Raw genomic sequence first — 22,488 nt, 5'->3', positions numbered from 1 at the left:
TTATTTAAGGTTTTAAAGGCTTTTGCAGAGGTGTGAGGGATGGTTGGAGCGGCTACGGGCGTTCGAGGTACTTGAGCTTGTCGGCGATGCCGTTCCAGTCGTCGGCACCATCCAGTGCGGGAATCGACCGGTTGATGGGGCCAAAAGTGGGGGCGAGCTCGGCATTGAGCGGGATGTAGTCGACCTGATCCTGAGGAACGTCTTCTTCGGCAAAAATGGCATTGGCCGGGCACTCGGGCACGCAAACAGCGCAGTCGATGCACTCTTCGGGATCGATCACCAGGAAATTGGGCCCCTCGCGAAAACAGTCGACCGGACAGACATCGACGCAGTCGGTGTATTTACATTTGATACAGTTTTCGGTGACAACGTGGGTCATGTGGGTACTCCGTCAGGCAAACACGGCCACTGAAGGCCAAACAGGATTTTACCGAATTTATCCGGGAGAACCCCAAGAGCCTGATATGAGGGTAGGGATGGCGGGTACCGGGGCGGATTCTTATGCGAAATTCGGCTGCCACGGCACCGGCGAGTCAAGTAGTATAGAGGACTGCTATTGCTTGCTGTCGTCTGTCCATGAGCACTCCGTCTGATGTTTCCCCGGTAGATCCCTTTGATGCCAGCTGGCTGGGCCAAGCGGCGGAGGGGCTGGATGCCGGCGGCCGGCAAGTGCTGCAAGACGCCGTCGACTGGGTTCGTGAGCCTTTACACAACGCCTTGGCCAGTACCGGCGAACCCCTGTCTGCACATTGTGCCGCAGTGGTTCTGATTCTTCGAGACCTGGGCTCGGATGCTCCTACGCGAGCAGCCGCACTGCTGGCGGTTCAGCCGGTGCCTGCAGGCGATCTCTCCCACTCGGATCCCCTGCGCAAGGCGTTCGGGCCAGAAATTGCCACGCTGGTGCAGGGTGCGCGTGCGCTGCTGCACCTGGGCGAGATTACCGGCAAGGTGGGATCAGAATCCGGGGCCGAGCAAAAAGAGATGCAGCGCAAGATGTTGCTGGCCATGGCCGCAGATCTTCGCATTGTGTTGATGCGTCTGGCGTCGCGCCTGCAATCCTTGCGCTGGTATGCTGCCACGCACACGCCCTGTCCGGTGCAGTTTGCCCGCGAAACCATGTCTTTGTATACGCCGCTGGCCAACCGGCTGGGTATCTGGCAACTGAAATGGGAGATGGAAGATCTCGCGTTTCGTTTCTTGCAGCCCGATACCTACAAGGCTATTGCCCGGCAGCTTGAAGAAAAACGTACCGAGCGTGAGCAATTTATCGACGAGGTGGTTCAGCGGCTGCAGGCGGCACTGGAGGATGCGCATATTCAGGCCGACATCAGCGGACGCCCCAAGCACATTTACAGTATCTGGAACAAAATGCGCAACAAGCATCTGGAGTTTCACCAGCTGTTTGATTTGCGGGCTCTGCGCGTGATTGTGCCTGACGAACGCACCTGCTATGCAGTGCTGGCACTGGTGCACGCGCTCTGGACGCCAGTACCCGAAGAATTTGACGATTACATCTCCCGGCCCAAGCCCAATGGCTATCGCTCCTTGCACACCGTGGTGGCCGATCAGCAGGGGCGCGTCTTCGAGATTCAGATCCGCACCCAAGAGATGCACCGGTTTGCCGAGTTTGGGATGGCCGCCCACTGGCGCTACAAAGAAGCCGGTGCGCGTGGTGGGCAGGTGGCCGCCGCGGGCGATTACGATCAAAAAATTGCCTGGATGCGCCAGCTGCTGGCCTGGCAGGAAGAAGGTGGGTCAGCACCTGCTCCGCAGGCACCCCAGGCCGAGCGCCGTCTTTATGTCATGACGCCCCAGGCACGCGTACTCGAGCTTCCCGAGGGCGCCACACCGGTAGACTTCGCTTATCTGCTGCACACCGATCTGGGGCATCGATGCCGGGGGGCGCGCGTGGATGGCCAGATGGTGCCCTTGTCCACACCGCTCAAAACCGGGCAAACCGTCGAAATTCTGGCGGCCAAGTCGGGCGGCCCTTCGCGCGACTGGCTCAATCCGCAACTGGGCTTTTTGGCCAGCCCCAGGGCACGCGCGAAGGTGCGGGCCTGGTTCAATGCCGTCGAGCTTCAGCAGCGTATTGCACAAGGGCAGGTACTGGTCGAAAAAGAGCTCCAACGCCTGGGTAAAACTGCCGTCAATCAAGAGCAGCTGGCTCAGCAACTGGGCTTTGCGCGGGCGGATGATCTCTATGTCGCTGCTGCCAAAGAAGAATTCAGCCTGCGTCAGATTGATTACGTGTTTCGTGACCCTGATGCCGCGCCGGTGGCCACTGATGAAGCGCGCGTCTATGCCAGTGATGCGGGCAGCGTGTCGCGCACCGGTAAAAGCGGGGTGCTGGTGGTGGGGGTGGATTCTCTGCTAACGCAGCTGGCGCGCTGCTGTCGTCCGGCGCCGCCTGATGCCATCGAAGGGTTTGTCACGCGTGGCCGGGGTGTGTCCATTCATCGCCGCGACTGTGCCTCCTGGGCGGCCTTGGCCCGCAAGTCACCCGAGCGCTGCATCGATGTCGCATGGGGCGATACCGGCCAGGCGCTGTATCCGGTAGACCTCAGCATCCATGCTCAGGATCGGCCCAACCTCTTGCGCGACCTTTCCGAGGTGTTTGCGCGGTTGCGCCTGCGTGTCGTGCGCGTTACCACGCACAGCCGCCGGTCGTTGGCCCATATGGTGTTTACCATCGAGGTGCGTGACGGCCAGCAGATCCGTCAGGCCCTGGACGCTGTCAACGAGCTCTCGGGCGTACAGGCCAGTCGCCAGTAGCCTTTACCACACGGCAAAGGTAGTTGCCCGCCTGACAGACGCCGCTGCTGGCCTGCGCTGTTAAAATGCCCGTTTGGCCATCAGGCCCACCCATCCGGGCATTGCCCGGCGCAGTTGTTTTGGGTGCTTTGATGGCATGGCAGCCCGCAATCGGGCACCTTTGAAGCGAGTCTGGATTTGAAACCCTATCATTTGCCGGATGCCCAAGGGCATTTCGGCCAGTTTGGCGGTTCTTTCGTGTCCGAAACCCTGGTGCATGCCCTCGACGCATTGCGCGAGGCGTATTTCCATTACCGCGAAGACCCAGAGTTCCTGCACGAGTTCGCCGACGAGCTCGAACACTTTGTCGGGCGCCCCAGCCCCGTGTATCACGCTCGCCGGTGGTCCAAGCAGTTGGGTGGGGCCCAGATCTGGTTCAAACGCGAAGACCTCAATCACACGGGTGCACACAAGGTTAACAACTGCATTGGGCAGGCCCTGCTGGCGCGCCGCATGGGCAAGCCGCGTGTCATCGCCGAAACCGGGGCCGGCCAGCATGGTGTGGCTACCGCTACGGTAGCCGCCCGCTACGGGCTTGAGTGCGTGGTGTACATGGGCAGCGAAGACGTCCGCCGCCAGGCCTCCAATGTCTATCGCATGAAACTGCTGGGTGCTCAGGTGGTGCCGGTAGAGTCGGGCTCGCGCACGCTCAAGGATGCGCTCAATGAAGCCATGCGCGACTGGGTCACCAATGTCGAAAACACCTTCTACATCATTGGTACCGTGGCCGGGCCGCACCCTTATCCGCAGATGGTCCGGGATTTTCAAACCATTATCGGGCGCGAATGTCTCGAGCAAATGCCCCGCGATGCCGGGCGTCAGCCCGATTACATTGTTGCCGCCGTGGGCGGTGGCTCCAATGCCATTGGCATTTTTCACCCTTACATCGACCACGATGCAGTAAGGCTGGTGGGGGTCGAAGCAGCCGGTGAAGGCCTGGATAGCGGCCATCATGCTGCATCGCTCAATCGTGGGGTGGTGGGCGTGCTGCATGGCAATCGCACGTATCTGCTCCAAGATGCCAACGGCCAGATCACCGAAACGCATTCCATCTCGGCCGGCCTCGATTACCCCGGTGTCGGGCCCGAGCACGCCTGGCTTAAAGAATCCGGCCGTGCGCAGTATGTGGGGATCACCGACCAAGAAGCACTGGCAGCCTTTCACGATTGCTGTCGCACCGAAGGCATCATGCCTGCGCTCGAGTCTGCCCACGCGATTGCCTACGCGGTCAAGCTGGCTCCTCAACTGCCCAAGGATCAGATCATTCTGGTCAATTTGTCGGGGCGTGGCGACAAAGACATGCATACTGTGGCCGAAACCAGCGGCATTACGCTTTAGGAGCCTCTGTTGACTGCATCCAATTCCCGTTTGGCCGATACGTTTGCCAGTTCGTCCGGGCGCACGGCCCTGATTCCCTACATCACAGCGGGTGATCCGCTTGCTGGCTCTACGCCCGATCTTATGCATGCCCTCGTGGCAGCAGGGGCCAGTGTCATAGAACTTGGTGTCCCGTTCTCCGATCCCATGGCGGATGGCCCCGTTATCCAGAAGGCCGGCGATCGCGCCATTGCGGCAGGCGTCAGTCTGGCGGTCGTGCTCGACCTTGTCTCCCAGTTTCGGCAACAAGACACCCTCACACCCGTGGTGCTGATGGGCTATGCCAATCCCATCGAGTCCATGGGCCAGAACGTTTTTGTTCAGGCTGCCCAGGCTGCCGGGGTGGATGGCGTGCTGGTGGTGGATTACACCCCCGAAGAATCCGCCGGGTTCGCCACTCGGCTGGCTGCGGCGGCTATCGATCCCATCTATCTGTTGGCGCCAACTTCCACGCAAGCGCGCATGGCACAGCTTGCACAACTTGCGCGTGGCTATGTGTACTATGTGTCCTTAAAAGGGGTTACGGGTGCAGGCAATCTGGATACCGATGATGTTGCCCGGCATCTGGCCCTGATCCGTCAACATATCCAGATTCCGGTTGGCGTTGGATTTGGCATTCGGGATGCCGCCAGCGCCGCGCGTTTGGCACAATATGCCGATGCGGTGGTGATTGGCAGCAAGCTGATCCAGGTTCTCGAAGAAGCCTCCCATCAGGCGGGCCCCCAGGCCGCCGTTCAGGCTGCAGCCCAGTGGCTGGCGGGTGTTCGCCAAGCCCTTGATACTGTTAAAAAAGGTTAACCATGAGCTGGTTCGAAAAAATTCTGCCCCCGCGTATCAACCGTAACAGCGACGCAGCGGCCAACAAGCGGGTTCCTGAAGGCCTGTGGGTCAAGTGTCCGTCGTGCGAGTCAGTCCTCTACAAAGAAGACCTCCTCGCCACGCTTAATGTTTGCCCCAAATGCAGCCATCACATGCGTATTGGTGCCCGTGCCCGTATCGACGCGCTGCTTGATGCCGACGGCCGGGTTGAGATCGGTTCACAGACGCGTCCGATGGATCCCCTCAAATTCAAGGATTCGCGCAAGTATCCCGAGCGTGTCTCCGAAGCCATCAAGCAAACGGGCGAGTCCGAGGCGCTGGTGGTAATGAGCGGTACCATTCTGTCGGTGCCCGCCGTGCTGGCCAGCTTCGAATTCTCCTTTATGGGAGGGTCGATGGGGTCTGTGGTGGGCGAGCGTTTCGCCCGTGGCGTACAAGAAGCCATCGACCGCCATATGCCGTTTGTCTGCGTGGCCGCATCGGGTGGCGCGCGCATGCAAGAGTCTCTATTTTCCTTGATGCAGATGGCCAAAACCACTGCGATGTTGCATCAGCTTGCCGAGGCCGGGTTGCCGTTTATCAGCATTCTTACCGATCCCACCATGGGTGGCGTTTCGGCATCCTTCGCCTTTATGGGTGATGTCGTGATTGCCGAGCCCAATGCCCTGATCGGCTTTGCGGGGCCGCGCGTCATCGAGCAGACCGTTCGCGAAAAGCTCCCTGAGGGGTTCCAGCGTGCCGAGTTCCTGCTGTCCAAGGGTGCTATCGATCAGGTCATCGACCGCCGCGAAATGCAGGCAGAGCTTGCGCATCTGCTGGCCTTGTTTACGCGTCAGCCCATCGAAGTGGTCTCCAAAGCAGCCTGAGCCGTCCAGCGCCGCAGGGGCTCCATGTCCCCTTCGGCTGATTTGCCCATAAAAAATCCCCGGGATCCTTTTAACAGGATCCCGGGGATTTTTATCCAAGGTTTAGTGCGAGGTTTCTACCTGCTGCAGGGGTTCATCCTGCACCTTGCGTGCCGATTTGCGAGGTCGGCCGACCGGTTTTGGAGCTGCCACAGGTGCTGACGAGACCGCTTCTACGCGGGTCTCGATGAGCTGCATACCGGCGGCCTCGAGAGACGCGCCGATGGTGGGCAGCACGATGGCTTGCGAAGCTGCTGCAGCCGCAGGCTGGGGCGATACCCCGTTGCTGGATGATTGCGCTGTGACCACGGGTGTGACTTCGGCAGATGTTTCAGTTGCTGCTTCGGTTTCGGTGGTTGCCTCGGTGGCGGTTTCCGCGACTTCAGCCACTGCAGGCGTGGTCTCGACAGGTGCCTTGACGGCAGTAGCACTTACCGCAGGAGTACTGGCTGGCGTGACATCCTCGGGCTGAGCCTCGGATACCGGCGCTTGCGCCTGTTGTGCATCAGACTCGAAAGAGGTGCTTGCCGGTGTTGCGGCGTCAAGCGGCTGGCGGCTGGCCTGAGCTTGCGCGTCGGCGTTTGTTACCTGGGGCTCGGTAGCTTGCGTGTTTTCCTGCGCTTGAGACTCGGCATCCAGTGCTTCAGGATCAAAGCGCGGGGTTTCGTGTGTCTGCAACGATACTGCGTCGGACGTCTCGGTGGCTTCGGTAGCTGCTGCGGTTTCGGTGCTGTCACCGGTGCGGCGACCCCGACGTCCACGACGACGGCGGCGCTTGCGCTCTGGATCTGGCGTTTCGACTTCGGTGTCACCTTCGATGTCTACAGCGGGGCCGGCAACTGGAGCAGCGGTCTCAGCAAGCAGGGGTTCGGTTTCGGCAACCGGCGCGAAGGTTTCAGAAGCTGCCTCAGGCATCGGTGTGTCGATGGCTGTTTGCTCTGCCACCACAGCGTTTGTCGTCACGGCTTCGGCCACGCTGGCTTCTGTGGCGGTTTCGGCACGGCTGCGTCCGCGGCCCCGACGGTTGCGGCTGCGACGGGGTTCGACGGTGTCCTGGCTGGCTTCCGGTGTATCGGACGCAACCTTGGCAATGCGCTCTTCCTGGGCACGTTCTCGGCGCTGAGAGGATCGCCCTTCGGCAGTGGTGCGCTCTTTGCGCTCGGTGTCGGGTTTATCGCTGCGGTGCTGGCGCTCGCTGCGGTGATTGCTGCGGCTGTCGGTGCGGCTGTCGCCACGACGGCCATGACGTCCACCATTGCTGCGGCGGGGCTTGTCGTCTTCTTGTGGTGCGACAACTGAAGCAGCGGTTTCTGCTGCTGGGGTGCCACCTGTAAACCAGGCCACGATGCGCTTGAGCATGCCGCCCCCTGAGGCTGCGGTGCTGACCGCAGCGGCAGCGGGTGCCTGTACCTTGGCGGGCTTTTCGATGTGATGTGGTGCGGGTTCTGCCGGTTGAATGCCTTTGACCAGGGCTTCGGGGCGAGACTTGGCCTCTTGTGCCTTGTTGGCCTGCCACACCAGCTGTTCTTCAGGCTCCTGGACGAGTTGAAAGCTGGTTTTGGTTTCGTCCAGACGCGGGTCGTCGTGGCGCAGACGCTCGATGTGGTGGTGCGGCGTTTCGAGCGACTTGTTAGGAATCAGCACCAGGTTGACCTTAAGCCGGGATTCGATCTGGCTGATGTCGTGACGCTTCTCGTTGAGCAGGAAGGTGGCCACATCAACCGGCACCTGCGCGTGCAGCGCTGCGGTGCCTTCCTTCATGGCTTCTTCTTGCAACAGTCGCAATACGTGCAGTGCGCTGGATTCGGCATCCCGAATGACGCCGGTACCGGTACACCGCGGGCAGGTGACGTGCGAACCCTCGTTGAGGGCAGGGCGCAGGCGCTGGCGGGAGAGCTCCATCAGGCCAAAACGCGAGATCTTGCCCATCTGAACCCGTGCCCGATCGAAATGCAGGGCATCGCGCAGTCGTTGCTCGACGGCGCGTTGGTTCTTGTTTTCTTCCATGTCGATGAAATCGATCACGATGAGTCCGCCGAGGTCGCGCAGGCGCAATTGGCGGGCTACTTCGTCGGCGGCTTCAGCGTTGGTGCGCAGCGCGGTTTCTTCGATGTCCGAGCCGCGCGTCGAGCGTGCGGAGTTGACATCGACAGCTACCAGCGCTTCGGTATGATCGATCACGATAGCGCCCCCCGAGGGCAGCGTCACCGTGCGGGAGTAGGCGGTTTCGATCTGATGCTCGATCTGGAAGCGGGAGAACAGCGGGACATCGTCGTGGTAGCGTTTGACGCGATTGACGTTGTCGGGCATGACCACGCTCATGAATGCCGTGGCCTGATCGTGGATGTCGTCCGTATCGATCAGGATTTCGCCAATTTCGGGCGAAAAATAATCGCGGATGGCCCGGATGACCAGGCTGGATTCAAGATAGATGAGGATGGGCGCCTTGTTCTCACGTGCGGCACCGTCGACGGCTGTCCAGAGTTGCAGCAGGTAATTGAGATCCCATTGCAGTTCTTCGACGCTGCGGCCGATGCCGGCTGTGCGGGCAATCATGCTCATGCCCGAGGGGATCTCGAGCTGGTCCATTGTGTCGCGGAGCTCTTGGCGATCTTCGCCTTCGACGCGTCGGGACACGCCACCCCCGCGGGGGTTGTTGGGCATCAGTACCAGATAACGACCGGCCAGAGAAATGAATGTGGTGAGCGCAGCACCCTTGTTGCCACGTTCTTCTTTCTCGACCTGGATGATAAGTTCCTGGCCTTCGGTAAGGGCATCCTGGATGCGCGCATTGCGTACATCGGTGCCTTCCTTGAAATAAGCGCGAGCGACTTCCTTGAACGGCAGAAAGCCGTGGCGCTCTTCGCCGTAGTTTACGAAGCAGGCTTCGAGGCCGGGTTCGATGCGGGTGATGACCCCTTTGTAGATATTGCCTTTGCGCTGTTCGCGGCCGGCAGTTTCAATGTCCAGATCAATTAGTTTCTGACCATCGACAATGGCGACGCGTAGTTCTTCTTGGTGCGTCGCATTGAACAACATGCGTTTCATGAGTGGGTTTCTCCGTTGTCAGGGTGCGCCAAATTTGGCGCACGACCACGGGTACTCGGTATGCAACGCGGCAGTCTGCGGTGGAGGTGGCTGCGGGCGAATTCAGGCCGCGCCAGTCTCCGGATCGGGGGGCACGGCGCACCGATAGGTGCGAAGTTCTTTCAGCAGGGAGGTCAGGGGCACAGTTGTGGTTGACAAAAAAAGTTGCTGGGAACGGCGGATGCCAGAAATAGGGCATCCGGTGCGGAAGAGCGAGCAGAAATCTACAGCGTCGCACGCGGTTATTGATCGGCTTCGGGGCTTGCACATGCAGCGAGCCAAAAGCCAGGACGGAACCGGCGACCAAGCACCCGGAGACCGAAATCAAGGCAGTACAATAAAACCCCTGCTGCCAGGCGGAGCGCATCCATTGCGTCTCTACGTCGGGCGGTTTTCGGCCTCTCTAGGCTGTCGTGATTATATGCTGCTTTTCCCTATGCGCAAAATAGATATGTCGTCCAGCCGCTTGCCAGCCGTACGCCAGGTAGTGGTTGACGAGCAATCTGCAGGGCAGCGTCTCGATAATTTTTTGCTGCGGCTTAACAAGGGTGTTCCTAAAAGCCATCTGTATAAAGCCATTCGCGATGGCCAGGTGCGTATCAACAAAGGCCGATGTCGCGCAGACACGCGTCTGGAGCTGGGCGATCTGGTTCGTATTCCGCCTATCCGGCGCCCCGATCCACAGGCCCGGCCTCCGGCACCTCCAGCCGTGTTTCCAGTGCTCTACGAGGACGAGCACCTGCTGGTGATCGACAAGCCGGCCGGGGTGGCTGTTCATGGCGGTAGCGGTATATCGTTTGGCGTGATCGAGCAGCTGCGCGCTGGTCGCCCCGAAGATCGCATGCTCGAGCTTGCACACCGACTGGATCGTGAGACCTCCGGCGTGTTGATGGTGGCGCGCTCGCGCAAAGCTTTGGTGGCGTTGCACGAGATGATGCGCCAAAGTGAGGGCCGCAAGCATTACCTGGCTCTGGTGGTGGGCGACTGGGTCAACGACCGCCAGCACATCCGCCTGCCCTTGCTCAAGTACCTCACGCCTGGCGGTGAGCGCCGGGTACGGGTAGATGCCCTGGGCAAGTCGTCACACACAATCATTACCCTCAAACGCCGGTATGGCGGGGCATGGTCTTTGCTGGGAGCTGAGCTTCGTACCGGGCGCACCCATCAGATCCGGGTGCATCTGGCTTCACAAGGCCACCCGATTGCGGGCGACGAGAAGTACGGCCCGGATGCCGTGCGGGCGGCTTTGGCCGAGCAGGGATTTCGTCGCATGTTTTTGCATGCCCATCGCCTCGAGATCCCGCATCCTGTGACCGGCGTATCCCTGGTTATCGAATCACCCCTTCCACCCGCCTGTCAGGCGGTGCTGGATTTCCTCGACAAAAATTACTCATGAACGCTTCCAGAGCGCCTTACCAGGCGGTTATTTTCGATTGGGATGGCACTTTGCTGGATTCCACTCACCATATTGTGGGGGCCCTGATCGGCGCATGTCAGGATCTTGGTCTCAAGGTTCCCAGTCCCGAAGAGGCCGGTTGGGTGATTGGCTTGTCGTTGCAGGCGGCCTTGTATCAGCTGGCACCCGAACTTCCTGCCAGTGAGGCGGATACATTTGCCGAGCACTATAAGACGCACTATCGGCGGTTGATGCACGAGTTGCACCTTTTCCAGGGTCAAGCACAGTTGCTGCAAGAGCTTCATGGCTATGGTGTGGTGCTGGGGGTAGCCACCGGCAAAAGTCGCCGTGGGTTGGATACATCGATCCAGTCACTTGGCCTGCAAGGACTGTTTCAAGCGACGCGTACCGTGGATGAGGCGCGCGGCAAACCCGATCCCGATATGCTCGAGCAGTTGCTGGCCGAGCTGGAACTGGCTCAGGATGCCGTGCTGATGGTGGGCGACACCACGCATGATGTCCTGATGGCCAAAGCCGCCGGCATCGACAGCCTGGCGGTGTCATATGGTGCACATCGGGCTTCTTTGCTGCAAACCTCCCAGCCCACCGCATTGGTGCATTCGGTGGCCGAGATGCAGGCCTGGGTAAGATCCAGCGTGCGAATTTAACTGGCCAGAAACAGAAACAGCGTGGGTTTTTTGTCGAAATCCGGGATGGGCTGCTTGCGCCATTGCGCCACGCTGTGCGTCTGGATGGTCTCGTCCGGGCACGTCAGTGCGCTGGCCACGCATACCTGGGTAGAGTCACGCAGGGTGTTCAGTAAAGCTTGAAACATCGCTTCGTTGCGGTACGGTGTTTCAATCAGGATTTGAGTTTGCTTCAGCTTGTGTGAGGCCGACTCCCAGGCCTTGATTTGTGCGTCGCGTTCGGGTGCTTTTACGGGGGCGTAACCATGAAACGTAAATCGTTGCCCCTCTAGGCCACTGGCCATCAACCCCAGCATGATCGACGAAGGCCCTGTCCAGGGCACTACCCGTATATTGTGTTGGTGGGCCTGCTTGACCACCCGTGCGCCAGGGTCCGCCACAGCCGGGCAGCCTGCCTCGGACACAAGACCGATATCCTGGTCGGCCGGTACCTGCTTTAACCAGGCACGGATCTCGGCCTCGGTGGTGCTGGCGCGCAGGGTTTCAATCTGGATGTCCTGTATTGCCAGGGGGGTATTGATCAGCTTCAGAAAGGCGCGTGCCGTCTTGGCGTTTTCTGCGATGAAATACCGTAACTGGCGGGTGATTTCCTGTGCTGCCTGGGGCAGCCAGGTATCAGGTGCGGTATGGCCCAGGCCAACCGGGATTAGGTGCAATGTTGTCATGGTTGATATTCAGCCGTTGCCAAGAGGGTCGAGTCCAAACTCACGCAGCATGCGGCACACCGCGATCAGGGGCAAGCCGATCAGGGCTGAGGGGTCGTCGCTGCGCATGTAGGCCATCAATGCAATGCCCAATGCTTCCGCCTTTGCGCTACCGGCCGTATCGTAGGGCTGCTCTGCCAGCAGATAGTGTTCGATCTGCTGGTCGGTGAGCGGCAAAAACCCGCATTGGGTTGTGACGATATCCTGTTGCATGCGTCGGGCGTCCATGACACACACAGCGGTGTGAAACAGCACTTCGCGGTTGCTGAACCGGCGCAACTGGGCCTGTGCAACTTGGTGGGTGCCGGGTTTGCCAACTGCCTGTCCGTCGCAGCAGGCAACCTGGTCGGATCCAATCACCAGTGCGTCAGGCCAGCTTTGCAATACCCGGGCTGCCTTCTCTTTGGCCAGGCGCTGCGCCAGTGCCTGCGGTGATTCACCCGCGCGCACTTGTTCGTCAACGTCGGGTGAAACGCACTGGAAGGGCAGTTTCAGTCTTTGCAGCAACTCGCGCCGGTAAGGTGAGCTGGAAGCTAAAATCAGGGTCATGGTGGGTGTGTATTGAGCAGGCCCGGGCAGTGTACTGCTAAACAATAGGCTGGCTGGTAGGGTAATTGTGGTGTTCAAATTGACTTGCCTGGTAAATGCCAAGTAGAATCTAGAGTTTTCCTGGAAGTCAGAATTCGTGGTTATTGATGCCTTGGATTTCGCTTTTGCCAGCCGGGTGCTTCAAGGCACTTTGCAGGCATCCAAACTGACACGTCTTTGCCAGGATTTGCCCGTGCCGCAGGATACCGAGATTCGCTGGCGTTTGGCGGGTCGCCGCGATCAGGTAACTGGTCAGCTGTGGCTTGATATCCAGGCAGAAGGGCAGGTCAGGGTGATGTGTCAGCGATGCCTGTCGCCGTTTTTGCTTGCCTTGCAAGTGGATAATACGGTTGGCCTGGTGCGTAATCAGGCGCAGCTTGACGCCATGGATGAGCTCGAAGCCAGTGGCGAAGGCACCGACACCGAATACGTGGTGGCTGATCAGCATCTGGATGTGTTGGGTCTCCTTGAGGACGAACTGATCCTGGTGCTGCCATATGCGCCACGACATCAGGATTGCCCTCAAACCGGGGAGTCCAATGCAACATCGGTGCAGGCCAAGCCTTCACCCTTCGCTGTTCTGGAACAGCTCAGGAAACATTAACATCTCGTTCAACTTGCGGGCTCGTGCTTACTTTAAAATGACCGATCCCGAACACAGGAGTCATCATGGCTGTCCAGCAAAACAAAAAGAGCTCGTCCAAGCGCGGTATGCATCGCTCGCACGATTTCCTCACCGGCCCCGCAACGGCCATCGAGCCCACTACTGGTGAAACCCATTTGCGTCACCATATCAGCCCCAATGGCGTGTATCGTGGTCGCAAAGTTCTGAAAACCAAGAACGACGAGTAATCCCGGCGCCCGAGATTTATCGCGCTGATGTCTGATTATTCACTTACCGTCGCCATCGATTGCATGGGCGGCGATTACGGCTTGCCCGTTACCGTACCGGCCGCCTTGGCGTTTGCCAAGGGGTTTCCCGATACCCGCTGCCTGCTTGTAGGGGACGAAGCTCGTATTCGCCCCCTGCTGGGTGAGGGCGTCGGGCGCGAGGGCCAAATCGAAATCCTGCATGCCTCCGAAGTCGTCACCATGGACGACTCCGTCGAGGTAGCTTTGCGTCGTAAAAAAGATTCATCCATGCGGCTGGCGGCCCAGGCTGTCAAGGATGGCCGTGCGGATGCAGCCGTGTCTGCAGGCAACACGGGTGCCTGGATGGCAATTTCCCGTTATGTTCTCAAAACACTGGATGGCATCGATCGTCCGGCCATTGCCACTGCGTTGCCCAATCAAATGGGTGGGGCAACCACTGTGCTGGATCTCGGTGCCAACGTGGATTGCTCGGCAGAGCACCTGCTGCAGTTTGGCCTGATGGGGTCTGCCCTTGTGTCCGCCGTCGATCATCAGGCGCAGCCCTCGGTTGGTCTGCTGAACATCGGCGAAGAACTCATCAAGGGCAACGAAGTTGTCAAACAGGCAGCCGAGCTTTTGCGCGGCAGTGGTCTTAATTTTTACGGTAACGTCGAGGGCGATGACATCTTCAAGGGTACTGTCGATGTCGTGGTCTGCGATGGTTTTGTCGGTAATGTCGTGCTCAAGTCCGCTGAAGGCCTGGCCAAGATGGTCAGCACCATGATGCGTGAAGAGTTTCGTCGTACGCCATTAACCATGCTGGCAGGCGGAATCGCGATGCCGGTTCTGCGGCGTTTCCGTGCCCGGGTCGACAATCGTCGTTACAATGGCGCAGCGTTGCTGGGCCTGCGCGGCATTGTGATTAAAAGCCATGGCTCGGCGGATGTGTATGCTTATGGTCAAGCCTTGCAAAGGGCCCGTGATGCGGTTCTTAATGGTCTGCTTCAGGGCACCATTCAGCGGCTTGATGCCTTGCGCAGCAGAATGCCTTCGCCTTCGGTAGGCGATACGTCTGCAGCAGTCTAGTCTCTTTTTCGGGATCAATATGCCTTACGCCAGGATTACCGGAACGGGCGGCTATTTGCCCCCTCGTGTCGTCACCAATGACGATTTGGCGGCCGATTTGGCCACTCGTGGTGTCGAAACCTCCAACGACTGGATTGTCGAGCGTACGGGCATCCGTCAGCGTCATATCGCAGCGCCTGGCACCAAAACCAGCGAGCTCGCCACACATGCGGCACGTGCAGCCCTCGAAAACGCAGGTTTGCAGGCGGACGATATCGATCTGATCATCGTTGCCACGTCCACCCCCGATTTTATTTTTCCCAGTACTGCCTGTCTGGTGCAGGCCAATTTGGGTGTGGGCGGTGCGGCTGCCTTCGACGTGCAGGCTGTCTGTAGCGGATTTGTTTATGCGCTGGCGACGGCTGATGCAATAGTGCGTGCCGGTCGTGCGCGCCACGCGCTGATCATTGGTGCCGAAGTCTTTTCCAGCATTCTCGATTGGTCTGATCGCCGCACCTGCGTGCTGTTTGGTGATGGCGCGGGCGCCATGGTGCTGAGTGCCGCCGATGAGCCAGGTATCTTGGCGGCACGGCTGAACGCTGATGGCCGTCAACAGCATATTCTGTGCGCCGCTGGCAATGTCTCCGATGGTAAGGTTACCGGCGATCCCTTCCTGCGCATGGATGGTCAGGCGGTGTTCAAGCTGGCGGTCAATTCGCTGGTTCGCTCGGCCCACGAAGTCTGTGACGAAGCCGGTATCAATCTTTCCGAGATTGACTGGATGGTGCCACACCAGGCCAATATCCGGATTCTCAACTTCATCAGCCGTAAGCTTGGGCTGCCCGAAGAAAAACTCATTGTCACACTGGACCTCCATGCCAATACCTCGGCAGCCAGTGTGCCGCTGGCCTTCGATGTGGCCTGGCGCGATGGCCGGATGAAGCCTGGTCAGCTGGCACTGTTGCAAGGGGTTGGCGGTGGCTTTACCTGGGGCTCTGTCCTCGTTCGTCTGTAAGGCATCAGTCACATGAAAATCGCATTTGTATTCCCGGGGCAGGGCTCCCAAACAGTGGGCATGATGGATGCCTGGTCTGAGGATGCGGGTGTTCAGGAAACCCTGCGGCAAGGCAATCAGGCCTTGAACGAGAACCTCGCCACCCTGATTGCACACGGCCCGGCTGACGCACTCAATCTCACCACCAACACCCAGCCAGCCATGTTGCTGTGCTCCGTGGCCATGTACCGTGCCTGGCAGCAGGCGGGTGGCGCCGTACCGGCCATCGTGGCCGGCCACAGTCTGGGCGAATACTCCGCCCTGGTGGCTGCCGGTGCTATATCGCTGGCGGATGCCGTGCGTACCGTACGTGTGCGGGCCCAGGCCATGCAGTCTGCGGTGCCAGTGGGCCAGGGGGGCATGGCTGCCATTTTGGGTCTGGATGACGAGGCTGTGCGCAAGGCTTGCGAGCAGGCCTCCAGAGATGAGATCGTCGAAGCCGTCAATTACAATGCGCCCGCTCAGGTAGTGATCGCAGGCCATACCGCAGCAGTCGAACGCGCCTGCGAACTTGCCCGCGCGGCAGGTGCCAAGCGCGCGGTTACGCTGGCTGTATCCGCGCCGTTTCATTCCCGCTTGCTCAAGCCCGCTGCAGCCGTGCTGGCCGATACGCTGGCAGGGGTGGCGGTGCAGTCGCCCTCCATTCCTGTCATCAATAATGTTGACGTTGCTCAGGCCACCTCGCCCGAGGCCATTCGTGACGCTCTGGTGCGTCAGGCATGGCATCCGGTGCGCTGGGTTGAAACCATCCAGGCCATGAAACACGCCGGTGTCACGCATATCGTAGAATGCGGCCCCGGCAAGGTGCTTGCGGGCCTGATCAAACGCATCGACCGCGATTTCACCACCTTCAACATCACCGATCCTGCGTCGCTTGAACAGACGCTCAAGTCTCTGGGAGGCTGATATGTCCGAAGCTACTTTGCAAGGCAAAATTGCCCTAATCACCGGCGCGTCGCGAGGCATTGGCCGTGCGATTGCCCAAGAGCTTGCAGACGCAGGCGCCACAGTCATCGGTACCGCCACTTCACCAGCAGGTGCAGAGTCCATCACCGAAGCCCTCGCCCCCCAAGGTGGACGGGGTGTGGTGCTTAATGTGGATGATGCCCCTGCTTGCGATGCCTTGCTGACCGAGCTGGCCGCTCAGGGTGGGCCCCACATCCTGGTCAATAACGCCGGCATCACTCGCGATGGATTGATTTTGCGCATGAAGGATGAAGATTGGGCGGCCGTGCTGAACACTAATTTGTCGGCTGTGTTTCGCTTGTCGCGAGGCGTGGCCAAAATCATGATGAAAGCCCGTTGGGGCCGTATCGTCAACATCACATCTGTGGTTGGCTATAGCGGTAACCCGGGGCAAGCCAATTATGCGGCAGCCAAAGCGGGTGTGGCCGGGATGTCCCGGGCTCTGGCCCAGGAGCTTGGCAGTCGCGGCATTACTGTCAATTGTGTTGCGCCCGGGTTTATCGATACCGACATGACTCGTGCGCTTAACGAAACTCAAACAGCCGCCATCTTGCAGCAAATTCCGCTGGGCAGGCTGGGGTCTGCCGCCGAGATCGCCAACGCAGTTGGCTATTTGGTCAGTCCTCAGGCTGGCTACGTAACAGGCACGACCTTGCACGTCAATGGTGGTATGTACATGTAGGGTTACAAGAACGGATGCTCACCGTCTAAGGTAAAATCCGTTCAAACTCAGTAGGCAGGCCTCGGTGTTTAATCCGGCCAGGTATTCATTTTCTGGCCCCGAACTGTCATTTTTTTATTACCCCGCAGCCCAGCTGTCCTCGTTTGGCTATAATTCGCGGGATTTTTCCTAACTGGAGATATGCATGGAAAGCATCGAACAGCGCGTCAAGAAGATCGTCGCTGAACAGCTCGGCGTCAACGAAGCCGAGATCAAAAACGAATCTTCCTTCCTTGACGACCTCGGTGCCGACTCGCTCGATATGGTCGAGCTCGTGATGGCCCTTGAAGACGAATTCGAAACCGAAATCCCCGACGAGGAAGCCGAGAAAATCACGACGGTGCAGCAGGCGGTCGATTACATCACCTCGCATAGCAAGCAGTAATCTTATTCAAACCCTGTGCACGCCAAAAGGCGGTGTCAGGGCCACAAGCAGTTCGTGACGGGTGATCATCGGGCAGGCGGGACTGCATGTCCGACCTGATGATCTGCCATGAGCTGCTTTTTTCTTTTCAGGAGCCGTATGTGAAACGACGAATCGTCATCACCGGGTTGGGCATCGTGTCGCCGGTGGGCAATGATGTCGATACTGCCTGGGACAACATTATCCAGGGTCGTTCCGGCATCGGACGCGTTACCCGATTCGACGCCTCCGTACTAAACAGCCAGATTGCCGGCGAAGTCAAAGGCTTTGAAGTCACCGACTACATGGGTGTCAAAGAAGCCAAGCAAATGGACAGCTTTATCCATTATGGGGTGGCTGCCGGCATTCAGGCCTGGCGTGATTCAGGTCTCGAGATCGATAACGAAAACGCTGATCGTATTGGTACCATCATTGGCTCAGGGATCGGCGGTCTGCCGCGGATCGAAGAAACCCAGATCGAATACCTGCAGCGTGGCGCCCGGCGTATCTCGCCATTTTTTGTACCGGCGTCCCTGATCAACCTCATTTCGGGGCAACTGTCGATCATGCTGGGCCTCAAGGGTCCCAGCTACGCAGTCGTCTCGGCTTGTACAACCGGTTTGCACTCCATCGGCGATGCGGCCCGCCTGATCGAATACGGCGATGCCGACGTAATGGTGGCGGGAGGCGCCGAAAGCTCGGTGTCGCCTTTGGGCATGGGTGGCTTTGCTGCCATGCGCGCCTTGTCCACGCGCAACGATGATCCCGCCACGGCCTCCCGTCCCTGGGATCGCGACCGCGACGGTTTTGTGTTGGGTGAAGGCGCCGGCGTGGTGGTTCTCGAAGAACTCGAGCACGCCAAGAAACGGGGCGCCCGCATTTATGGCGAGTTTCTCGGTTTTGGCATGAGCTCGGATGCCCATCACATCACCAGCCCAGACCAAGACGGCCCGCGCCGCGGGATCCTGCACGCGCTGCGCAACAGTCATGTAAACGCCGACGAGATCAGCTATGTCAACGCACATGGCACCTCCACGCCGCTGGGTGACAAAAACGAAACCGAGGCGCTCAAGCTGGCGTTTGGCGATCATGCCCGCAAGCTTGTGGTCAACTCCACCAAATCCATGACAGGCCATTTGCTGGGGGCTGCAGGCGGTATCGAGGCAGTATTCACAACCTTGGCTGTGTATAACCAGATTTCGCCTCCCACGATCAACCTGTTTAACCAGGATCCCGAATGCGACCTGGATTATTGCGCCAATCAGGCCCGCGATCTCAAGATCGATGTGGCGCTGTCCAACTCGTTCGGGTTTGGCGGCACCAACGGATCCATGATCGTGAGGCGCTTCTGATCAGGGCTCCGGCGTGAGCGAGCGCGAGGTCGACCTCGCGCTGGTCGAGCGCGTCCGCCGCGGCGACCGGCATGCCTTTGATTTGCTGGTAATCAAGTATCAGCGCAAGATCATGCGCCTACTGTCGCGCATGATTGCCGAACCCGCCGAGATCGAGGACGTTGCCCAGGAGGCCTTTATAAAGGCCTACCGGGCCTTGCCTCGGTTTCGTGGCGACAGTGCGTTCTACACCTGGCTGTACCGCATTGCGATCAATACCGCCCGCAACTGGCAGGCTTCGCGGGCCCGGCGTCCATCTACGGTATCCGTGCTCGAAAACGAAGACGGTGAAACTTTTGAGCAAATTGACAGCCTAAGTGATCACAGTACCCCTGAATCGCTGATGGCCAGCCGCCAGATTGCCCAGACGGTCAACGAGGCGATCGAGGCTTTGCCGGATGATTTGCGCACAGCCATTGTTTTGCGGGAAATCGAAGGGATGAGTTATGAAGATATCGCCAGCACCATGCAGTGCCCCATCGGCACGGTTCGTTCGCGTATTTTTCGAGCCCGCGAGGCGATTGCCAGCCGCTTGCGGCCGGTTATGGATCAGGATACCGAACGCCGCTGGTAAGGAGCCCTCATGAACAATGATCAACGTGAACACGTCCAGGATCAAGACTGGGAAGCCTCGGTTTCCAGCTGGGTGGATGGCGAATCCGACATCCGTACCGAAGATCTTGATACCCCCTATGGTCGTCAGGTGTGGGATACCTATCATCTCATTGGCGATGTCATGCGCAGCCAGGATCTGGCCCTGCAGCCCTCCGAGCGCTTCTATGCGCGGGTGTCTGCAGCCTTGGATGCCGAGCCCCTGATCGTTGCTCCGGCGCCTCTGGCGCGGCGCCATGCCTGGCGCGTAGGAGTGTCCGGCCTGGCAGTGGCTGCAGCGGTGGCGTCGGTGGTCTGGATGGCGCAACCGCTGTTATCCGGACAAGACCCAGCCCCCACAGCACCCGTATTGGCACAGGCCTCCGATACGCCACCGGCAGATGCCGGTTTGGCAGATTACATGGCGGCGCATCAGGCCATGGCCGGAGCGGGCCCCGTACGTCAGGTTTCTTACGATGGCATGGGGTCGCGTTAATGTGGTCGGGAGGCCGCTTTGGCAAAATCGCCCAGTGGGGTGAAGGGCTGCTGATCGGGCTGGCACTGGTTGCAGGGGCGCAGGCAGCCGAGCCAGGGCCAGATCTGCAGTCGTTTTTGCAGCAGGTTCAAGAAGCGGCCCGTGCTCAGGACTATTCCGGCGTGTATGTGTACCAGCAGGGGTCGATCCTGCAGTCATCCCGTTTGGTTCACCTGATGGATGGCACGGGTGAGCACGAACGCCTTGAAACGCTGGATGGGTCACCTCGCGAGTGCCTGCGTCAAAACGGTATCGAACAATGCCTGCACCCAGGCAGCAAGCTGGTCGTCAGCCATCCGGTTCGCAGCGAGCACTTCCCGGGGCTGCTGCTGAATGACGCCGATGGGATCAGCCAGCACTACGAGTGGCTGCCCTCAGGCAAGCCGTATCGGATCGCTGGCCGTGATTGCAAGGTGTCCGATATCCGTGCCCGCGATGCCTTGCGCTACAGCTATCGCATCTGCACCGACAACAAAACGCACCTGCTGCTCAGGTTTCAGACCCTGGACGCCGCCGGCCATCTCGTCGATCAGGTGTCCTTCAGCAGCCTGAAAATAGGCAAGGATGTAGATCCACACGACATTTCTTCCAGCTGGGATACGCGATCCTGGCATTTGATCGCCGAGTCCAGTGAGCCAGTCAGCCTGGAGTCGCTGGGCTGGCGCTTTGTGCTGCCTGCGGGTTTCCAGCCGGTGGCTGAGCTCTCCAGGCAAATTGGGCTCGATCATGTGGTGAATCAGTTGGTGGTCTCAGACGGCTTGGCCGCAATTTCAATATTTATTGAAACCTTTGACCCAAAACGAGATCAAAACATTCAACAGGGAGACCTGCATCAAGGAGCGGTCAATATTTACCGGATGCGTTTGGCATCCTATTGGCTGACTGCCGTGGGTGAAGCGCCCGCCGATACTGTGAGGGAATTCGCCCGCAATGCACAGTACCTCCCGCAGGCTGCTCACTGAATACATTCTTCCAAGGAGAATTTCTCATGGTTTTTAATTTGCCCAAGGTCGCTGGCGTCAAGCGGATGGCTGCCGGTGTAGCCGCCGGTGCCCTGTTGCTGACCACGCTGCCCATGGCCGCGGTTCAGGCTGAACCCGCTGTCTCGTCTACTATTTCGGCACTGCCTGATTTCACACAGGTTGTCGCAGAAACCGAAAACTCCGTGGTCAATATCCGCACAACCGAAGCTGTTCCGGTGCGCCGTTCGCCCGGTGGCCCTGGTGGCGATCCATCCGATCTGTTTCGCTGGTTCTTTGGGCCCGACTTCATGCCCCCCGGATTTGGCCCCCAAGGGCCCCAGGGCCAAGGCCCACAGGTACAGCCGCACAACAAGTCGCAGCAGCCTGGCCCCAAAGAGCGCACGGTGCCTCGCGGGATTGGTTCCGGGTTTATTCTGTCCAGCGATGGTTATGTCCTTACCAACAACCATGTGGTGGATAATTCCAATGGCATTTTTGTCACCATGACCAGTGGCAAAGAATACAAGGCCAAAGTGATCGGCACGGATGCTCGTACCGATATTGCCCTGCTCAAGATCGATGCCACGGGCCTCAAGCCGCTGACCATCGGCGATTCTGACAAGCTGAGGAAAGGTCAGTGGGTACTGGCCATTGGCTCGCCCTTTGGGCTGGATTCCACTGTCACTGCAGGTATCGTCAGTGCCATTAACCGTGATACCGGCGATTATCTGCCCTTTATCCAGACGGACGTTGCGGTAAACCCCGGTAACTCCGGCGGTCCGCTGATCAATCTGCAAGGACAGGTGGTGGGGATCAACTCCCAGATCATCTCCCGCAGTGGTGGCTTCATGGGTATCTCCCTGGCTATCCCAATCGATGAAGTCATGCGCGTGGTGGATCAGCTCAAGGCACATGGCAAGGTCACACGAGGCCGTATCGGGGTGCAGATCACCGAGGTGCAGGATGATGTCGCCAAGGCGCTGGGCCTGGGTACTGCCCATGGTGCATTGGTCAGCAGCGTCGATCCTGATGGTCCTGCCGCCAAGGCCGGTGTGCATGCGGGTGATGTGATCACGAGTTTCAACGGACACGAGATCAAGCACATGACGGATCTTCCCCGTCTGGTGGGGGCGACCAAGCCGGATACCGATGCCACCATCCAGGTTTGGCGCAAGGGTAAATCCCTGGATCTTAAAGCCCAGGTTGGTGAGCTCGACACCAAAGTGGCCACGGCTTCCGAGCCTTCTGCGCCCGCCAAGGACAGTAGCGATCGTCTGGGCCTGGTGGTAAAGGCGCTGCCGGCTGAGGCCAAAGCTGACCAGGGCGTGCTGGTTGCCCAGGCAGAAGGTGCCGCCGCCGAGTCTGGTATCGAACCGGGTGATATCATCTTGCGTGTCAATAACACGGATATCACCAGCCCGGCGCAATACGAGAAAGTCGTCAAAGATCTGGATAAATCCAATCCGGTGGTGTTGCTGGTCAGCCGCGATCAGCAATCCCAGTGGGTGATTGTCAAGCTGCGCTGATCCGCGTGTCGGGAAAAAGCTAAAA

General features: G+C 59.2%; 22 protein-coding genes. 18 read left to right on the top strand and 4 right to left on the bottom strand.

Annotated elements, in window-relative coordinates; translation table 11 throughout:
* Nucleotides 1-52 precede the first annotated feature (52 nt).
* Nucleotides 53-379 carry a ferredoxin FdxA gene (gene fdxA / locus WA928_RS08610; protein ID WP_350381948.1) on the bottom strand — a complete coding sequence of 109 codons (327 nt, stop codon included), beginning with the start codon at nucleotides 377-379 and terminating at the stop codon, nucleotides 53-55.
* A gap of 197 nt (nucleotides 380-576) precedes the next feature.
* Here fdxA and WA928_RS08605 point away from each other — a divergent pair, with 197 nt between their 5' ends.
* The 4 genes from WA928_RS08605 (at nucleotide 577) to accD (ending at nucleotide 5,876) form a co-directional block, all read left to right on the top strand.
* Complete coding sequence (locus WA928_RS08605; RefSeq protein WP_424302227.1) at nucleotides 577-2,775, top strand: RelA/SpoT family protein; 2,199 nt, start codon at nucleotides 577-579, stop codon at nucleotides 2,773-2,775.
* A gap of 177 nt (nucleotides 2,776-2,952) precedes the next feature.
* Nucleotides 2,953-4,152: a tryptophan synthase subunit beta gene (gene trpB / locus WA928_RS08600; protein ID WP_424302224.1), complete on the top strand. Its 1,200-nt coding sequence runs from the start codon at nucleotides 2,953-2,955 to the stop codon at nucleotides 4,150-4,152.
* Between the two features lie 9 nt (nucleotides 4,153-4,161).
* Entirely contained in the window at nucleotides 4,162-4,989 is an 828-nt protein-coding gene (gene trpA, locus WA928_RS08595) for a tryptophan synthase subunit alpha (protein ID WP_424302221.1), read from the top strand.
* A gap of 2 nt (nucleotides 4,990-4,991) precedes the next feature.
* Nucleotides 4,992-5,876, top strand: coding sequence for an acetyl-CoA carboxylase, carboxyltransferase subunit beta (accD, locus tag WA928_RS08590; RefSeq protein WP_350381954.1), 885 nt, complete (start codon nucleotides 4,992-4,994; stop codon nucleotides 5,874-5,876).
* A 102-nt stretch (nucleotides 5,877-5,978) separates the two neighbouring features.
* On the opposite strand, the gene WA928_RS08585 is transcribed toward accD, so the two are convergent.
* Complete coding sequence (locus WA928_RS08585; RefSeq protein WP_424302216.1) at nucleotides 5,979-8,963, bottom strand: Rne/Rng family ribonuclease; 2,985 nt, start codon at nucleotides 8,961-8,963, stop codon at nucleotides 5,979-5,981.
* A 475-nt stretch (nucleotides 8,964-9,438) separates the two neighbouring features.
* Here WA928_RS08585 and WA928_RS08580 point away from each other — a divergent pair, with 475 nt between their 5' ends.
* Entirely contained in the window at nucleotides 9,439-10,398 is a 960-nt protein-coding gene (locus tag WA928_RS08580) for an RluA family pseudouridine synthase (protein ID WP_424302213.1), read from the top strand.
* Nucleotides 10,395-11,066: an HAD family hydrolase gene (locus WA928_RS08575; protein ID WP_424302210.1), complete on the top strand. Its 672-nt coding sequence runs from the start codon at nucleotides 10,395-10,397 to the stop codon at nucleotides 11,064-11,066. The genes WA928_RS08580 and WA928_RS08575 overlap by 4 nt, the downstream gene beginning before the upstream one ends.
* Here WA928_RS08575 and WA928_RS08570 read toward each other — a convergent pair.
* Both WA928_RS08570 and WA928_RS08565 read right to left on the bottom strand, forming a co-directional pair.
* Complete coding sequence (locus WA928_RS08570) at nucleotides 11,063-11,770, bottom strand: SAM-dependent methyltransferase (RefSeq protein ID WP_424302207.1); 708 nt, start codon at nucleotides 11,768-11,770, stop codon at nucleotides 11,063-11,065. The two genes, WA928_RS08575 and WA928_RS08570, sit on opposite strands and share 4 nt — an antisense overlap.
* A gap of 9 nt (nucleotides 11,771-11,779) precedes the next feature.
* Nucleotides 11,780-12,358: a Maf family nucleotide pyrophosphatase gene (locus WA928_RS08565; RefSeq protein ID WP_424302528.1), complete on the bottom strand. Its 579-nt coding sequence runs from the start codon at nucleotides 12,356-12,358 to the stop codon at nucleotides 11,780-11,782.
* Between the two features lie 151 nt (nucleotides 12,359-12,509).
* Here WA928_RS08565 and WA928_RS08560 point away from each other — a divergent pair, with 151 nt between their 5' ends.
* The 12 genes from WA928_RS08560 (at nucleotide 12,510) to WA928_RS08505 (ending at nucleotide 22,463) form a co-directional block, all read left to right on the top strand.
* A complete protein-coding gene (locus tag WA928_RS08560) occupies nucleotides 12,510-13,001 on the top strand; it encodes a YceD family protein (protein ID WP_424302204.1) in 492 nt (163 codons plus the stop codon).
* Nucleotides 13,002-13,066: 65 nt separating this feature from the next.
* Entirely contained in the window at nucleotides 13,067-13,249 is a 183-nt protein-coding gene (rpmF, locus tag WA928_RS08555) for a 50S ribosomal protein L32 (RefSeq protein WP_424302201.1), read from the top strand.
* A gap of 27 nt (nucleotides 13,250-13,276) precedes the next feature.
* The gene (plsX, locus tag WA928_RS08550) at nucleotides 13,277-14,335 is read left to right on the top strand and encodes a phosphate acyltransferase PlsX (RefSeq protein ID WP_424302198.1); all 1,059 of its coding nucleotides are present in this window, start codon (nucleotides 13,277-13,279) and stop codon (nucleotides 14,333-14,335) included.
* 19 nt (nucleotides 14,336-14,354) lie between these two features.
* On the top strand, nucleotides 14,355-15,329 hold the full coding sequence (locus tag WA928_RS08545) for a beta-ketoacyl-ACP synthase III (RefSeq protein ID WP_424302195.1): 975 nt from the start codon (nucleotides 14,355-14,357) through the stop codon (nucleotides 15,327-15,329).
* 12 nt (nucleotides 15,330-15,341) lie between these two features.
* Nucleotides 15,342-16,274 carry an ACP S-malonyltransferase gene (fabD, locus tag WA928_RS08540; protein ID WP_424302192.1) on the top strand — a complete coding sequence of 311 codons (933 nt, stop codon included), beginning with the start codon at nucleotides 15,342-15,344 and terminating at the stop codon, nucleotides 16,272-16,274.
* Nucleotide 16,275: 1 nt separating this feature from the next.
* On the top strand, nucleotides 16,276-17,016 hold the full coding sequence (gene fabG, locus WA928_RS08535) for a 3-oxoacyl-ACP reductase FabG (RefSeq protein WP_424302189.1): 741 nt from the start codon (nucleotides 16,276-16,278) through the stop codon (nucleotides 17,014-17,016).
* 184 nt (nucleotides 17,017-17,200) lie between these two features.
* Nucleotides 17,201-17,440, top strand: a complete 240-nt coding sequence (acpP, locus tag WA928_RS08530; protein WP_043680887.1) for an acyl carrier protein — start codon at nucleotides 17,201-17,203, stop codon at nucleotides 17,438-17,440.
* Between the two features lie 140 nt (nucleotides 17,441-17,580).
* Nucleotides 17,581-18,810 (top strand): beta-ketoacyl-ACP synthase II, encoded by a 1,230-nt coding sequence (fabF, locus tag WA928_RS08525; protein ID WP_424302186.1) that lies wholly within the window; start codon nucleotides 17,581-17,583, stop codon nucleotides 18,808-18,810.
* A 13-nt stretch (nucleotides 18,811-18,823) separates the two neighbouring features.
* A complete protein-coding gene (rpoE, locus tag WA928_RS08520) occupies nucleotides 18,824-19,423 on the top strand; it encodes an RNA polymerase sigma factor RpoE (protein ID WP_424302183.1) in 600 nt (199 codons plus the stop codon).
* A gap of 9 nt (nucleotides 19,424-19,432) precedes the next feature.
* The gene (locus WA928_RS08515) at nucleotides 19,433-19,936 is read left to right on the top strand and encodes a sigma-E factor negative regulatory protein (protein ID WP_424302180.1); all 504 of its coding nucleotides are present in this window, start codon (nucleotides 19,433-19,435) and stop codon (nucleotides 19,934-19,936) included.
* Nucleotides 19,936-20,937 (top strand): MucB/RseB C-terminal domain-containing protein, encoded by a 1,002-nt coding sequence (locus tag WA928_RS08510; RefSeq protein WP_424302177.1) that lies wholly within the window; start codon nucleotides 19,936-19,938, stop codon nucleotides 20,935-20,937. The genes WA928_RS08515 and WA928_RS08510 overlap by 1 nt, the downstream gene beginning before the upstream one ends.
* Nucleotides 20,938-20,963: 26 nt before the next feature.
* A complete protein-coding gene (locus WA928_RS08505; protein ID WP_424302174.1) occupies nucleotides 20,964-22,463 on the top strand; it encodes a DegQ family serine endoprotease in 1,500 nt (499 codons plus the stop codon).
* The last annotated feature ends 25 nt before the right edge of the window (nucleotides 22,464-22,488 follow it).

The organism is Castellaniella sp., assembly GCF_049651205.1.
Taxonomy (GTDB): domain Bacteria; phylum Pseudomonadota; class Gammaproteobacteria; order Burkholderiales; family Burkholderiaceae_B; genus Castellaniella.
Note: the sequence above shows the minus strand (reverse complement) of the source record. Positions and strands in the feature narration are given on the sequence as shown.

Bases quoted from the DNA above. Each gene is read 5' to 3' on its own strand.
- fdxA (WP_350381948.1), bottom strand. From the start codon at position 379: ATGACCCACGTTGTCACCGAAAACTGTATCAAATGTAAATACACCGAC.
- WA928_RS08605 (WP_424302227.1), top strand. From the start codon at position 577: ATGAGCACTCCGTCTGATGTTTCCCCGGTAGATCCCTTTGATGCCAGC.
- accD (WP_350381954.1), top strand. From the start codon at position 4,992: ATGAGCTGGTTCGAAAAAATTCTGCCCCCGCGTATCAACCGTAACAGC.
- WA928_RS08585 (WP_424302216.1), bottom strand. From the start codon at position 8,963: ATGAAACGCATGTTGTTCAATGCGACGCACCAAGAAGAACTACGCGTC.
- WA928_RS08580 (WP_424302213.1), top strand. From the start codon at position 9,439: ATGCGCAAAATAGATATGTCGTCCAGCCGCTTGCCAGCCGTACGCCAG.
- WA928_RS08575 (WP_424302210.1), top strand. From the start codon at position 10,395: ATGAACGCTTCCAGAGCGCCTTACCAGGCGGTTATTTTCGATTGGGAT.
- WA928_RS08570 (WP_424302207.1), bottom strand. From the start codon at position 11,770: ATGACAACATTGCACCTAATCCCGGTTGGCCTGGGCCATACCGCACCT.
- WA928_RS08565 (WP_424302528.1), bottom strand. From the start codon at position 12,358: ATGACCCTGATTTTAGCTTCCAGCTCACCTTACCGGCGCGAGTTGCTG.
- rpmF (WP_424302201.1), top strand. From the start codon at position 13,067: ATGGCTGTCCAGCAAAACAAAAAGAGCTCGTCCAAGCGCGGTATGCAT.
- plsX (WP_424302198.1), top strand. From the start codon at position 13,277: ATGTCTGATTATTCACTTACCGTCGCCATCGATTGCATGGGCGGCGAT.
- WA928_RS08545 (WP_424302195.1), top strand. From the start codon at position 14,355: ATGCCTTACGCCAGGATTACCGGAACGGGCGGCTATTTGCCCCCTCGT.
- fabD (WP_424302192.1), top strand. From the start codon at position 15,342: ATGAAAATCGCATTTGTATTCCCGGGGCAGGGCTCCCAAACAGTGGGC.
- fabG (WP_424302189.1), top strand. From the start codon at position 16,276: ATGTCCGAAGCTACTTTGCAAGGCAAAATTGCCCTAATCACCGGCGCG.
- acpP (WP_043680887.1), top strand. From the start codon at position 17,201: ATGGAAAGCATCGAACAGCGCGTCAAGAAGATCGTCGCTGAACAGCTC.
- WA928_RS08515 (WP_424302180.1), top strand. From the start codon at position 19,433: ATGAACAATGATCAACGTGAACACGTCCAGGATCAAGACTGGGAAGCC.
- WA928_RS08510 (WP_424302177.1), top strand. From the start codon at position 19,936: ATGTGGTCGGGAGGCCGCTTTGGCAAAATCGCCCAGTGGGGTGAAGGG.
- WA928_RS08505 (WP_424302174.1), top strand. From the start codon at position 20,964: ATGGTTTTTAATTTGCCCAAGGTCGCTGGCGTCAAGCGGATGGCTGCC.